10 protein-coding genes are annotated in these 12,837 nt (G+C 61.4%); all 10 read left to right on the top strand.

Features of this window, described 5'->3' with window-relative positions:
• The first annotated feature begins 111 nt into the window (after positions 1-111).
• Positions 112-621: an NADH-quinone oxidoreductase subunit NuoE family protein gene (locus tag ACIX8_RS06880; RefSeq protein WP_044178018.1), complete on the top strand. Its 510-nt coding sequence runs from the start codon at positions 112-114 to the stop codon at positions 619-621.
• Positions 622-1,956, top strand: a complete 1,335-nt coding sequence (gene nuoF, locus ACIX8_RS06875; protein WP_014264612.1) for an NADH-quinone oxidoreductase subunit NuoF — start codon at positions 622-624, stop codon at positions 1,954-1,956. It begins immediately after the preceding gene.
• A 54-nt stretch (positions 1,957-2,010) separates the two neighbouring features.
• Complete coding sequence (locus ACIX8_RS06870) at positions 2,011-2,715, top strand: DsbA family protein (RefSeq protein WP_014264611.1); 705 nt, start codon at positions 2,011-2,013, stop codon at positions 2,713-2,715.
• Positions 2,716-2,799: 84 nt separating this feature from the next.
• Positions 2,800-5,175, top strand: coding sequence for a molybdopterin-dependent oxidoreductase (locus ACIX8_RS06865; RefSeq protein WP_014264610.1), 2,376 nt, complete (start codon positions 2,800-2,802; stop codon positions 5,173-5,175).
• Positions 5,176-5,269: 94 nt separating this feature from the next.
• Complete coding sequence (gene nuoH / locus ACIX8_RS06860) at positions 5,270-6,334, top strand: NADH-quinone oxidoreductase subunit NuoH (RefSeq protein ID WP_014264609.1); 1,065 nt, start codon at positions 5,270-5,272, stop codon at positions 6,332-6,334.
• A 68-nt stretch (positions 6,335-6,402) separates the two neighbouring features.
• On the top strand, positions 6,403-6,909 hold the full coding sequence (locus ACIX8_RS06855; protein ID WP_014264608.1) for an NADH-quinone oxidoreductase subunit J family protein: 507 nt from the start codon (positions 6,403-6,405) through the stop codon (positions 6,907-6,909).
• Between the two features lie 3 nt (positions 6,910-6,912).
• On the top strand, positions 6,913-7,215 hold the full coding sequence (gene nuoK / locus ACIX8_RS06850; RefSeq protein WP_014264607.1) for an NADH-quinone oxidoreductase subunit NuoK: 303 nt from the start codon (positions 6,913-6,915) through the stop codon (positions 7,213-7,215).
• Between the two features lie 100 nt (positions 7,216-7,315).
• Entirely contained in the window at positions 7,316-9,355 is a 2,040-nt protein-coding gene (nuoL, locus tag ACIX8_RS06845) for an NADH-quinone oxidoreductase subunit L (protein WP_014264606.1), read from the top strand.
• Between the two features lie 72 nt (positions 9,356-9,427).
• Positions 9,428-11,032, top strand: a complete 1,605-nt coding sequence (locus ACIX8_RS06840) for a complex I subunit 4 family protein (protein ID WP_014264605.1) — start codon at positions 9,428-9,430, stop codon at positions 11,030-11,032.
• Positions 11,032-12,558 (top strand): NADH-quinone oxidoreductase subunit N, encoded by a 1,527-nt coding sequence (locus ACIX8_RS06835; protein ID WP_014264604.1) that lies wholly within the window; start codon positions 11,032-11,034, stop codon positions 12,556-12,558. The genes ACIX8_RS06840 and ACIX8_RS06835 overlap by 1 nt, the downstream gene beginning before the upstream one ends.
• Positions 12,559-12,837 lie beyond the last annotated feature (279 nt).

Raw genomic sequence — 12,837 nt, 5'->3', positions numbered from 1 at the left:
GGGGATGACAACCAGAAAGGCGAAGACCAAAAGTCGTTGTTGTTGCTTTTCTTTCTGTCATCCCCGCAAGGGATCTGCTTCACCCGCACCACCGAGGACGCTAGGAATCACATGGCCGCCATCGCCAACACGATCTTCTCTCCCGAGACCGCCGCCCGCTTCGACAAGCTGGCCACGATCTATCCCGTCAAGCGCTCGGCGCTCATCCCCATGCTGCTCTACGCGCAGGATGAGGTCGGCTATGTCAGCGATGAAGTCGTAGCGGAGCTAGCCAAGCGCCTCGACCTGCTCGAGCTCGACGTCCGCAACGTCCTCAGCTACTACTCGATGCTCCGCACCAAGCCTGCCGGCAAGTACAACGTGCAGGTCTGCACCAACATCTCCTGCATGCTGCGCGGCGGCTTTGAGCTGCTCGACCACTGCAAGCACACCCTGGGCATCGGCCATAAAGGCGTCACCCCCGACGGCCTCTTCTCGCTCGAAGAGGTTGAGTGCATCGGCGCCTGCTGCTGGGCCCCCGCTGTGCAGGTGAACTACGACTTCCACGACGACCTTACCCCCGCCAAGATGGACGCCGTCCTCGCCGACTACCGCGAAGGCCGCGGAAAGGATGTGAAGTAGATGCCTACCCTCGTCTCCCATCCCGATGAAGTCAAAGTCGTCTCCCGCCGCTTCGGCATGGGCGCGGCCGAGATCGATAAGTATGTTGAACTCGACGGCTACAAGGCCGTCCAGAAGGCCATCGAACAGGGTCCCGAGTGGATCGTCAATGAGATGAAGGCCAGCGGCCTTCGCGGTCGTGGCGGCGCAGGCTTCCCCACCGGCATGAAGTGGTCGTTCGTCCCTAAGGTCTCCGAGAAGCCCAAGTACGTACTCGTCAACGGCGACGAATCCGAGCCCGGCACCTGCAAAGATCACGTCATCTTCCTGCACGACCCCCATGCGATCATCGAAGGCACCATGATCGCGGGCCTCGCCATCGGCGCAAAGATGGGCTTCATCTATCTGCGCGGCGAGTACCGCTACCTGCTCAAGATCGTCGAAAAGGCCGTCGCTGACGCCTACGCCAAGGGCTTCCTCGGCAAGAACATCTTCGGCAAAGAGGGTGTGGACTTCGACATCATCACCCAGACCGGCGCGGGCGCTTACGAAGTCGGCGAAGAGTCGGCTCTGATGGAGTCTCTCGAAGGCAAGCGCGGCGTGCCGCGCATCAAGCCTCCCTTCCCCGCCGTCGTCGGCCTCTATGGCGGCCCCACGGTTATCAACAACGCCGAGACCATTGCCAACGCCCCGCACATCCTGCTGATGGGCGGCGAGGCCTATGCCAAGCTTGGCAGCGAACGCAACGGCGGCACGCGCCTCTTCGGCATCTCCGGACACGTGGAGCGCCCCGGCGTCTACGAGCTTCCGATGGGCTACTCATTGCGCAAGGCGATCTACGAGGTCGCGGGCGGCATCAAGGGCGGCAAGCAGCTGAAGGCCGTCGTCCCCGGCGGCTCCTCCTGCCCGGTGCTCAAGGCTGATGAAATTGACGTAGGCCTGGACTTCGACCAGATGGGCAAGGCCGGCACCATGCTCGGCTCGGGCGGCATCGTCGTGCTCGATGAGTCCGTCTCCATCGTCGAATTCGCGCTGCGCACCATCCGCTTCTACCAGCACGAGTCCTGCGGCTGGTGCATCCCCTGCCGCGAAGGCACGGACTGGCTCAAGAAGACGCTGACACGCTTCCACGCGGGCGGCGGCAACAAGAAGGACATCGACAACATTCAGTACCTCGCCGAAAATATGCTGGGCCGCACCTTCTGCCCGCTTGGCGACGCCGCTGCGATGCCCACCATCGGCTTCATCAAGAAGTTCCGCTCCGAGTTCGAGGAGTACCTGGCGGGCGCTCGCGTCGAGCACCCTCTCATTCAGATTCAACCGGTCGGCGAACCGGAACTCGCAGGCGCACACTAAGAACGAACCGATGCTCTTTGGTTTCGGTAGGTCATGGGAAGGAGAAAGAAGTCGATGAAGCTGTTCAGTTTTCTTAAAATCGGTGCTCTTGCTCTTGCAACCTCCCTTATGCCGCTGGCCGTACAGGCCCAGTTCGCCGGAACTCCGCCGAGCAACGGCCTGCACAATTTATCTCTGCTGAAGCCACCCGCCGGAAGCAAAGTCGCCATCGTTGTATTCGAAGATCTCGGCTGCCCAGCTTGTGCGCACGCGCATCCTATCGAGCTCCAGGTTGCGGCTGCGACACACGTGCCGATACTGCGTTTCGATTTTCCAATTGAAGCTCACATCTGGACGCAACAGGGGGCGGTTTGCGCCCGCTACATCCAAAATAAAATCAGCCCCAAGCTCGCCGATGAGTATCGCAGCGATGTCTTTGCCGCACAGAACTCTATTGCCAACAGAGACGACCTGCAGAGGTTTACAGAGAACTGGCTGCAACGCCATAACCAGCGAATGCCTTTCGTGATGGACCCGGACGGATCGCTCGCCAACGCCGTTCGCGGCGACTTTGAATTGGGCCGCCGCATCAACGTGGAATACACCCCAACCATCATCGTCGTCAGCAAAGACAAGCAACAGGTCGTATGCGGTACAGGCAACAATAGCTACGACGACCCAACACGCATTCGCTCTGTGGTGGATGCAGCAGTCTCACAGGCCAGAAATGCTGCAACCCCAGCACAACCGGCAAAACAAGCAAAGAGTGGACGGAGCTAAAGTCGAATCGATGCCCATCGCCACCCTCCACCTCACGCGCTTTACGCCGCACACACCAGTTCCCGGTAGGATTTAGAGAAGCCTATGCCAGACGTAACCTTTACCGTAGACGGCCAGAAACTCACCGCACCCGCAGGCACGCTGCTCATTGATGCCTGCAAGTCTGCCGGCATCGAGATTCCCGCCTTCTGTTACTACCCCAATCTCTCGTTGCAAGCTGCCTGCCGCATGTGCGTGGTGCGCATCGAGAAGATGCCCAAGCTCCAGACCGCCTGCACCACCCCGGTCGCCGAGGGCATGAACGTCACCACCGAGACCCCGGAGATCGCCCAGGCCCGCAAAGCCACGCTGCAGCTCCTGCTCGGCAACCATCCGCTCGACTGCCCCGTCTGCGACGCCGGCGGCGAGTGCGAGTTGCAGGACATGACCTTCAAGTACGGTGCGGCGGACTCCTTCTACACCGAACCCAAGAACCATCGCGAAGAGCAGAAGTGGTCGCCCGTGGTCTACTTCGACCGCCCGCGCTGCATCCTCTGCTACCGCTGCGTCCGCATGTGCGGCGAAGGCATGGACGTCTTCGCTCTCGGCATCCAGAACCGCGGCAGCTCGTCGGTCATCGCTCCGAACGTCCCCGCTCAGCTTTCGCCGGAAGACCTGCCCAACCTCGACTGCGAGCAGTGCGGCATGTGCATCGATGCCTGCCCGGTGGGCGCGCTCACCAGCGGCACCTATCGCTACAAGACCCGCCCCTGGGAGATGAACCACGTCGCCACCGTCTGCACGCACTGCGGCGACGGCTGCAAGACCACCCTCGGCGTGCGCTCCGTCTCCGACGGCTCCGAGATCGTTCGCGGCGACAACCGCGACAAGTCCGGCATGAACGGCGACTTCCTCTGCAACAAGGGCCGCTACGCCTTCGACTTCACCAACAATATTGAGCGCCTCACCTCGCCGCTCGTCCGCCAGGCCGACGGCAAGCTCAAGCCCGTCTCCTGGGATGAGGCTCTGCGCTTCGCCGGCAAGAAGCTGCGTGAACTCCGCGACCAGCACGGCGCGCAGTCCATCGGCGTCATCGGATCGAACCGCACCACGAACGAGGAGAACTACCTCCTGCAGAAGTTCGCTCGCACGGTGATCGGCACGAATAACATCGACCACCATCGCACCGCAGACTACGTCACCCTCGCTAATGCCCTCCAGGGCACCACCGGCAGGTTCGCCTCACAGCGCAGCGTCGAAAAGGCCCAGGCACTGCTGGTCATCGGCGGCGATCCCACCAACCAGGCACCGCTTACCGCCTGGAACCTGCGTACCAACGTTCGCCTGAACAAAGCTCGCGTCTACATCGCGAACCACGAAGAGATCAAGCTGCGCCGCCAGGCCAAGAGCTTCATCCAGGTCCAGCAGTTCGGCTACGGAGCCCTCGCCAGCTACCTCGCGGGCAATGACAGCTCCGCCGAGGCCTCCTCTATCGTGGCGCAGGCGGATGAGCTCTCCAACTTCCGCTCCGCCATCAAGGGTGAAGAGAAACTCGTCGTTCTGATCGGCAACGAGGTCCGGGGCGGCGAACTCGCCAACCTCATCAAGGCTCTGCCCAACGCCGAGTTCGGTCTCATGGCCGACTACGTCAACTCGCGCGGTGCCTCTGACATGGGCCTTCTGCCCGACGCTCTGCCCGGCTACCAGCCGATCTCCGGCTCCGCTCTGGCGACCGAGTACAGCGCCCCCGCACAGGCCGGTCTCGACCTGCTGGCCATGTTCGACGCCGCCACTGCCGGCAAGCTCTCGGCGCTCTACGTCGTCGGCTCGAACCCCATCAAGCGCTTCGGCATCGATCCTTCTGCGCTCAAAGAAACCTTCGTCATCGTGCAGGACCTCTTCCTCACCGAGACCGCACAGCTCGCCGACGTCGTCTTCCCTGCAGCCAACCTCTACGAGAAGGCCGGCTCCGTCACCAACAGCTACGGCGATCTCCAGCTTGTCAGCAAGGCCGCCGACAAGGGCGGTGCCCGCTCCGACTTCGAGCTCATCGTCCGCCTCGCCGACAACATGGGCCACGACATCAAGACGCTCGTGCCCTTCGGCAAGGGCCTCCGCGCCGACATGGGCCAGAGCCGCGGCGCACAATCGGGCGAAGCCGATCGCCATGCGGTATGGCTCATGGCCAACAACATGGAGCCGAAGCTCAGCCCCTTCGATCCCTTCGCTATCCTCGACGAGATCCAGCGCGTCGTTCCCGGCTACGACAAACTCCTTCGCCTGCAGCTTCTCAGCGGCAACGACCAGCACATCGCCCCTGCGTCAACGGGCCTCGTGCAGATCGAAAACCGCAAGGATCTTGTTCTGCCCTCGTCGGACACGCTCTTTACCTCCGGCTCACTTACTCGCTATTCGCCCATGCTGCAGGATGTGCAGCGCCACCAGGAGACCGAAGTCGCCGATCACCTGGCCGCCGACTAACTCGTTGCTCAAACCCTCGTAGCTCTTAGCTGAATAAAAATCCGAACCGACGTAGAACTCTGGGCCATAAGCCCTGGACCCTGAAACCCTGACGATGAGCCACATTACTCCATCCTTCACGACCTTCCTGCTCCTCACGATCGTCAAGATCGTGGTGGTGCTGGTCATCACGCTCACGGCGGTGGCCTACACCGTGCTGCTCGAACGCAAAGTTCTCGGCCGCATGCAGAACCGCTGGGGACCCTCGCGTGTCGGCCCCTTCGGCCTGCTGCAGCCGCTCGCCGATGGCATCAAGCTCTTCCTCAAGGAAGACATGATGCCCCTCGCCGTCGAACGCCCGCTCTTCGTGCTCGCGCCGATCATCGCGCTCTCCTGCGCGCTCATCTCGATCTCCGTTGTGCCCTTCGGCGCAAAGACGATGGTCGGAGGCGTCGACCTCTTCCAGATCGCCGACCTCAACATCGGCCTCCTGGTCATCCTCGGCATCACGAGCATCGGCGTCTACGGCATCGCGCTCTCGGGCTGGTCGTCGAACAACAAGTACTCGCTCTTCGGCAGCCTGCGCGCCAGCGCGCAGCTCGTCAGCTATGAGCTTGCGCTCGGCCTTTCGCTGGTCGGCGTCGTCCTCCGCGCCCAGTCGCTCTCGCTGCGCGATATCGTCAACTCGCAGTCCGCGCACGGCATGCGTTCGTGGAACGTCTTCGGCGGCTGCCAGATCATCGGCTTCTTCATCTACCTGATGGCCGCCTACGCCGAGACCAACCGCGCTCCCTTCGACCTTCCTGAAGCCGAGTCCGAGCTCGTCGCTGGCTATCACACCGAGTACTCCTCCATGAAGTTCGCGATGTTCTTCATGGCCGAGTACGCCAACATGATCACCGTCGCCTGTGTGGCTACGCTGCTCTTCTTCGGCGGCGCGGGTTCTCCCTTCGGCCACCTGTTCGATGGCTTCGCCAGCTCCGGCTTCCTCCACGCGGTTCTGCCGATCTTCTGGTTCGTCGCCAAGATTCTCTTCTTCCTCCTGCTCTACATCTGGGTGCGCGCCACGCTGCCGCGCTTCCGCTACGACCAACTGATGAGCTTCGGATGGAAGTTTCTGATGCCCGTCGCCATGCTCAATATCCTTGCGACAGCCCTGGCCCTCGCGTACCACGGCTGAGCTTCAACGCATTTACAATCAGTACGAACCGCATCAAGAAATACAACAAGACCGGAAATCACTAGCCGATGCAAACCGCACTCTTCATCATCTTCGGACTGCTGGCCGTATTGGGAGCGCTCAATCTCCTTTTCCAGCGCCATCCGATCAACTCGGCGCTTTCGCTGATCGTCGTCATGATGTCCCTGGCGGTCCTCTACTGGTCGCTGGGTGCGGAGTTCCTCGCCGCCGCCCAGGTCATCGTCTACTCCGGCGCGATCATGGTGCTGTTCGTCTTCGTCATCATGCTCCTGAACGCCGGCGAAGAAGAACGAACCCATGGCTCGCAGATCGCCTACATTGCGGGTATCCCCGGTGCTGCCGCCATCTTCTGCCTGCTGACCTTCGTGTTCCTCTCCGAGAAGAAGCAGTTGGGAACGACACAGCTCGGTGGCTACCTCACCAGCGCGGTCTCCAACATCACCGAGATCTCGCACACGCTCTTCACCTCCCTTCTGCTGCCCTTTGAGGTCACCTCGATCCTCATCCTGGTGGCGATCCTCGGTGCAGTCGTGCTTGCACGGAAGGAGCTCTAGTCCATGGTTCCTATCGCTTACTATCTCGTCCTCGCCGCGATCCTCTTCTCCATCGGCGTAGGAGCGTTTCTCATCAAGCGCAACATCATCACGATCTTCATGTCGATCGAGCTGATGCTCAACGCTGTGAACCTCACGTTCGTCGCCTTCGCCCACATGTGGCACCAGATCTCGGGCCAGATCTTCGTCTTCTTCGTGATGGTCGTCGCCGCGGCGGAAGCCGCCGTCGGTCTCGCCATCATCATCGCGTTGTTCCGTGCACGCCAGACCCTCAATGTTGACCAGGTCAACCTGATGAAGAACTGATCCAAAACGCCGTCTTCGTTTTTGCACCTGTATTTCTTTCTGTCATTCCCGCAGGGAACCTGCTTCTTCCCTGCCAAACCGAGAGAGCCTCCAAGAACCAATGAATCCTCAACTGCTCTGGCTCATTCCGATCCTTCCCTTCGCCGGCTTCCTGATCAACGGAACCTTCGGCCGCAAGCTGCCGCGCGCTGCCGTCTCGGCGATTGCGCTGCTCTTCACCGCAGCTCCGGCCGTCATCGTCGCGATGCTCTGGAACTACATGAAGTTCGGCAATGGCCCCTTGACCTTCTCGGCCGTCAGCGGCCCATGGATCGCAGTCAGCGGCTTCCAGGTCAACTTCGCCTTCACGGTCGATCACCTCACGCTCATCATGCTGGCCGTCATCACCGGCGTCGGCTTCCTGATCCACCTCTACTCCGTGGGCTACATGGCGCATGAAGAGGGCTTCTGGCGCTTCTTCGCTTACCTGAACCTCTTCATGTTCTTCATGCTGGTTCTGGTGCTCTCCAGCAGCTTCCTCCTGCTCTTCGTCGGCTGGGAGGGTGTCGGTCTCGCATCGTATCTGCTCATCGGCTTCTACTTCACCAAGGACTCCGCCGCCAACGCCGGAAAGAAGGCCTTCGTCGTCAACCGTATCGGCGACTTCGGCTTCCTGCTCGCGATGTTCCTGCTGATCGCGCACTTCGGCAGCCTCGACTTCAACAGCGTCTTCACGCAGATCTCCGCCACCCCGCTCACCGGTGGCTTCCTCACAGCGATTGCCCTCCTGCTCGTCGTCGGCGCAACCGGCAAGTCCGCACAGATTCCGCTGTACATCTGGCTTCCCGACGCGATGGAAGGCCCCACACCCGTCTCCGCGCTCATCCACGCCGCAACGATGGTCACGGCCGGCATCTATATGGTCGCGCGCTGCCATGTGCTCTTCAATCATGCGCCCGCTGCGCTGACCGTAGTCGCCGTCATCGGCGCTGCGACGGCCCTCTTGGCCGCCACCATCGGCGTAGTGCAGACCGATATCAAGCGAGTGCTCGCTTACTCGACCGTCTCGCAGCTCGGCTATATGTTCATGGCCTGCGGCGTAGGCGCCTACTCGGCCGGTATCTTCCACCTCATGACCCACGCCTTCTTCAAGGCACTGCTCTTCCTCGCTGCCGGTTCTGTGATTCACGCACTCAACGGTGAACAGGACATGCGCAAGATGGGTGGCCTGTGGAAGCGTATCCCCGTCACCTTCTGGACGATGACCATGGGTGTCTTCGCCATCGCCGGTCTGCCACCCCTTGCCGCCTTCTTCTCCAAGGACGAGATCCTTTACCAGACCTTCCTGTGGGATAATCCTCTCGCCAAGCTCCTCTGGGCAGTCGGTATGTTCACCGCCTTCCTGACCTCGTTCTACATGTTCCGGCTCTGGTTCAAAACCTTCTTCGGTCCATCGCACGTTGAAGAACATGGCCACCATGAGCTCGATGTCCACGCCGCACATGGTGCAGCAATTCATGCCCGCCACGACACCAAGCTGGTGCTCGAAGCCGAGCACCAACATGCCCACGCGCATGGCGTCCACGAGTCTCCATGGATCATGACGCTTCCGCTCGGCATCCTGGCTATTCTCTCCATCGTCGGCGGCTGGGTTGGCGTTCCTCTCGCCTTTGGAGGCCATAACGAGTTCGAGCACTTCCTCGAGCCTGTCTTCAATCCGGCCATGACCGCCGTGACCGAGCACACCGCGACGCGTGGCCCTGAGATCGGTCTTGCGGTAGTATCCGTGCTCGCCGCCTTGCTTGGCCTGCTCCTTGCCTACATCCTCTACGTCCGCAAGCCAGACACCTCCACAGCGCTGGCTGAGAAGTTCAAGCCGCTCTACTCCCTGCTCGACCACAAGTACTGGGTCGACGAGATCTACGGCACCGTAATCGTTACTCCCCTGCTCGCATTTTCACGCTTCTTCCTCGGCTACTTCGTCGATACCGGCCTCGTCCAGGGAACAGGTGGAAGTCTCACCGCAGGCACTCGCAGTTTTGCATGGCTCGTCCGTCGTGTGCAGTCGGGCAATATCCGTTCTTATGCCGGTTGGCTCGCCCTGGGTGCAGCCGCCGTCATCGCTGTCGTTGTCTTTGGCCTACATCCGCATCTGCGCTAAGGTGCTCTTGCTTTTGTTTTTTTGTTGTCATCCCCGCAGGGGATCTGTTGTTAGAACCACCACAGGACCTCGATGAACCTCGATCACTCCATCCTGACGCTCATCCTCCTCGCCCCCCTCGTGGGCGCGGGGGTGCTTGCGCTTATTCCTGAACGCGCGGGCACCAAGATCCACGCGATCGGCGCGCTCATCGTCACGCTCGTGACGCTTGGCCTGACGCTCCACCTGCCGTGGCACTTCGACTACGCCGCCGCTCGCGGCAGCTTCCAGTTCGAGCAGAACTGCCCGTGGATCGCCTCCCCCGCCATTCGTTACCACCTCGGCGTCGATGGCCTCTCCATGTGGCTCATCGTGCTCGCCGGTTTCCTCGCACCCATCGGCGTGCTGGCCTCCTGGAACGCCGTCAAGGAGCGCACCAAGCTCTTCTACACGCTCTTCCTACTCCAGCAGGTTGCAATGCTCGGCATCTTCCTCGCGCTGGACCTGTTCCTGTACTACGGCTTCTGGGAGCTCTCGCTGATCCCGATGACGCTGCTCATCGCCACCTTCGGCCGCACCGAGAATCGCCGTAAAGCCGCCATCAAGTTCTTCCTCTACGCCTTCATCCCCTCGGCGATCCTCTTGGTCGCGATGCTCTGGCTCTACGCCCGCACCGGCACCTTTGATCTGCCCACACTGCAGGCTCTGGCCGCACAGCATGCGATCTCCACGAACCACACGGCACTCTGGCTCTGCTCGCTGGCCTTCCTCGCCGCCTTCGCGGTCAAGGTTCCGATCTTCCCGCTGCACGGCTGGCTCTCCGATGCCGTCCAGGAAGCTCCTACCGCTGCCGTGATGGTGCTGGCCGGCAAGCTCGGTCTTTACTCGATCCTGCGCTTCAGCTTCGGCATCTTCCCCGAGCAGTCCCGTCACATCGCCCCCTGGCTGATCGCGCTCGGCGCCATCGGCATCGCCTACGGCGCGCTGCTTGCTCTCATCCAGACTGACCTGAAGAAGCTCGCGGCCTTCTCTACTCTCTCGCACGTCAGCTTCATCGTGCTGGGCATCTTCACCTTCACGACGATGGGCATTGATGGAGGCGTCTACCAGATCCTCAACGAGTCGCTTGTCGGCGCGGCGCTCTTCGTACTCCTTGGCCTGCTCTACGAGCGCTATGGCACCTATGACATACGCGATTACGGCGGCCTCGCCACCAAGCATCCATGGATGGTGACGATGTTCGTCATCACTACACTCGCCGCGGTCGGCCTGCCCATGCTGAATGGCTTCGTCGGCGAGTTCCTGATCCTCTCCGGAGCCATGCAGTCGGTCTTCAGCAACCACATTCTCTGGACAGTCGTCGGAACCACCGGCGTCATCTTCGGCGCGGCTTACATGCTCTGGATGATTCAACGCATCTTCTACGGCAAACTCGGCCTTCGCTCGGAAGAAGTTAAGGGCTGGGACCTGTGCGCTCGCGAGCACCTCGAACTCTGGCCCCTTGCCATTCTCTTTCTCGTCATGGGACTCGCTTCGCCGGTATGGATGCAGGCCATCGACACTTATGGGGCAGCAGCAGCCAATCATCCTGTAACCGCTGAGGATGCCCATCAGGTTGGGGCGTTCGTCGATCCCTCACTCGCCGCTGCCGCAGTCAACAAGCCAGCTCCGCCGGTCAACAAGGGAGCACAATACTAATGCCCACGAACCTCCTCACTCTGCTCCCCGAGATCATCCTCACCGTCACCGGCGTCCTGGTGATGCTGGCCGAGCCGATGATCGCTCCCGGTAAGTCGCGCAAGCCCCTCGGCTGGCTCGCCATCCTCGGCACTCTGGCCTCCGGCTTCGCTGCCTTCTACCAGTTGCAGCTCGTCAATGCCTCCGGCCCGATCTCCGGCTTCTACGCCACCATCCAGGTCGATGCCTTCTCGGTTTTCTTCCATCTGCTGATCTCCAGCATCGTTCTCGTTACGCTGCTGGCCTCGCTCGACTACTTCGAAGGCCCCGTCAGCCACGCCGGCGAGTACTTCGCCCTCGTCTGCTTCGGCGCCACCGGCATGATGTTCATGACCTGCTCAGTCGAGCTCCTGATGGTCTTCATCGGCCTCGAGATCTCCTCTATCTCGACCTACATCCTCGCCGGCTTCCGCAAGGGCCAGGCTACGGCGTCCGAGTCCTCGCTCAAGTACTTCCTGCTCGGCAGCTTCGCGACGGCATTCTTCCTCTACGGCATCGCACTCTGCTTTGGCGCGACCGGTTCGACCAGCATCGGCGCTATCGCCGCCAGCCTTGGAACCACAGCCACCCCGGCGCTCGCGCTGCTCGCTATTGCGATGGTCGTCATCGGCCTCGGCTTCAAGGTCTCGGCCGCTCCCTTCCACGTCTGGACTCCGGACGTCTACCAGGGCGCACCCGCTCCGGTCGTCGGCATGATGTCGACCGCACCGAAGGCCGCTGCCTTCGCCGTGCTGCTGCGCTTCCTCTTCAACGCGGCGCCGATGTATCGCGACCACTGGATCGTCCTCATCGAGATCCTCGCAGTGCTCTCGATGACCATCGGCAACCTTGGCGCGCTGATGCAGCGCGACGTCAAGCGCCTGCTGGCCTACTCCTCCATCGCCCATGCCGGATACCTGCTGGTGGCCTTCACCTCTATCCAGCAGGACGCCGTCTCCGCCGCCTGCTTCTACACCGCAGCCTATGCGGCGATGAACGTCGGCGCCTTCCTCGTGATCACGCAGCTCTCGGGCTACGACGAGCAGGCCCGCACGATCGACGACTTCACCGGAATGGCCCTCAAGCGTCCCGGGCTCTCCGCGCTGCTGGGATTCTTCCTCCTGTCGCTCATCGGAATCCCCTTCACCGGCGGGTTCTTCGGCAAGTTCTATGCGTTCTCCGGAGCCATTCACAACGGGCATGTCGTGCTGGCCATCATCGGCCTCGCGAACTCCGGCGTGGCCTGCTTCTACTACCTGCGCCTGCTGGCGGCGCTCTATGCCCGCCCGGTCAGGGAAGATGCCACTCTCCTGTCCCCACGCAAACTTGCCATCCCGGCAGGCATTGCCATTGCAGCAGCCGCAGTTGCAACATTGGCCCTAGGCATCATGCCAAACCACGTGTTGAATCTCGTCCAGCGGGCTACGCCGGAGACTTTGCCGGCCTTTAGCGTCGCGCCGGCCGTTTCGACGCTGCCCCCGGCACCGCCAAAGACAACCACCCCATAGCCCTTATCCAATCACCAGCAGAAAGGCCTCCGCTTTGGCGGAGGCCTTTCTGTTCGCTGCCTATGATTCTTTTGCTTCTACTTTGCTGCTGCTTTTATTGCTTTTGTTTTTCTGGTGTCATTCCGAGCGGAGCGAGCGAACCTGCCTCCTCCCGCTCTTTGTTCGTACTCCCCCTGAGATGTATAGGCAGCTGGCACGTAAGGTTTTGGTGGCACTCACGAAAAACGGGAGACAGCAGATTCGCTCGCTCCGCTCGGAATGACAACTAGAAAAGCAAGG

This window comes from Granulicella mallensis MP5ACTX8 (genome assembly GCF_000178955.2).
Classification (GTDB): Bacteria; Acidobacteriota; Terriglobia; order Terriglobales; family Acidobacteriaceae; genus Granulicella; species Granulicella mallensis.
Note: the sequence above shows the minus strand (reverse complement) of the source record. Positions and strands in the feature narration are given on the sequence as shown.

Excerpts from the sequence above, each read along its gene's own strand:
- ACIX8_RS06880 (WP_044178018.1), top strand. The coding sequence starts at position 112 with ATGGCCGCCATCGCCAACACGATCTTCTCTCCCGAGACCGCCGCCCGC.
- nuoF (WP_014264612.1), top strand. The coding sequence starts at position 622 with ATGCCTACCCTCGTCTCCCATCCCGATGAAGTCAAAGTCGTCTCCCGC.
- ACIX8_RS06870 (WP_014264611.1), top strand. The coding sequence starts at position 2,011 with ATGAAGCTGTTCAGTTTTCTTAAAATCGGTGCTCTTGCTCTTGCAACC.
- ACIX8_RS06865 (WP_014264610.1), top strand. The coding sequence starts at position 2,800 with ATGCCAGACGTAACCTTTACCGTAGACGGCCAGAAACTCACCGCACCC.
- nuoH (WP_014264609.1), top strand. The coding sequence starts at position 5,270 with ATGAGCCACATTACTCCATCCTTCACGACCTTCCTGCTCCTCACGATC.
- ACIX8_RS06855 (WP_014264608.1), top strand. The coding sequence starts at position 6,403 with ATGCAAACCGCACTCTTCATCATCTTCGGACTGCTGGCCGTATTGGGA.
- nuoK (WP_014264607.1), top strand. The coding sequence starts at position 6,913 with ATGGTTCCTATCGCTTACTATCTCGTCCTCGCCGCGATCCTCTTCTCC.
- nuoL (WP_014264606.1), top strand. The coding sequence starts at position 7,316 with ATGAATCCTCAACTGCTCTGGCTCATTCCGATCCTTCCCTTCGCCGGC.
- ACIX8_RS06840 (WP_014264605.1), top strand. The coding sequence starts at position 9,428 with ATGAACCTCGATCACTCCATCCTGACGCTCATCCTCCTCGCCCCCCTC.
- ACIX8_RS06835 (WP_014264604.1), top strand. The coding sequence starts at position 11,032 with ATGCCCACGAACCTCCTCACTCTGCTCCCCGAGATCATCCTCACCGTC.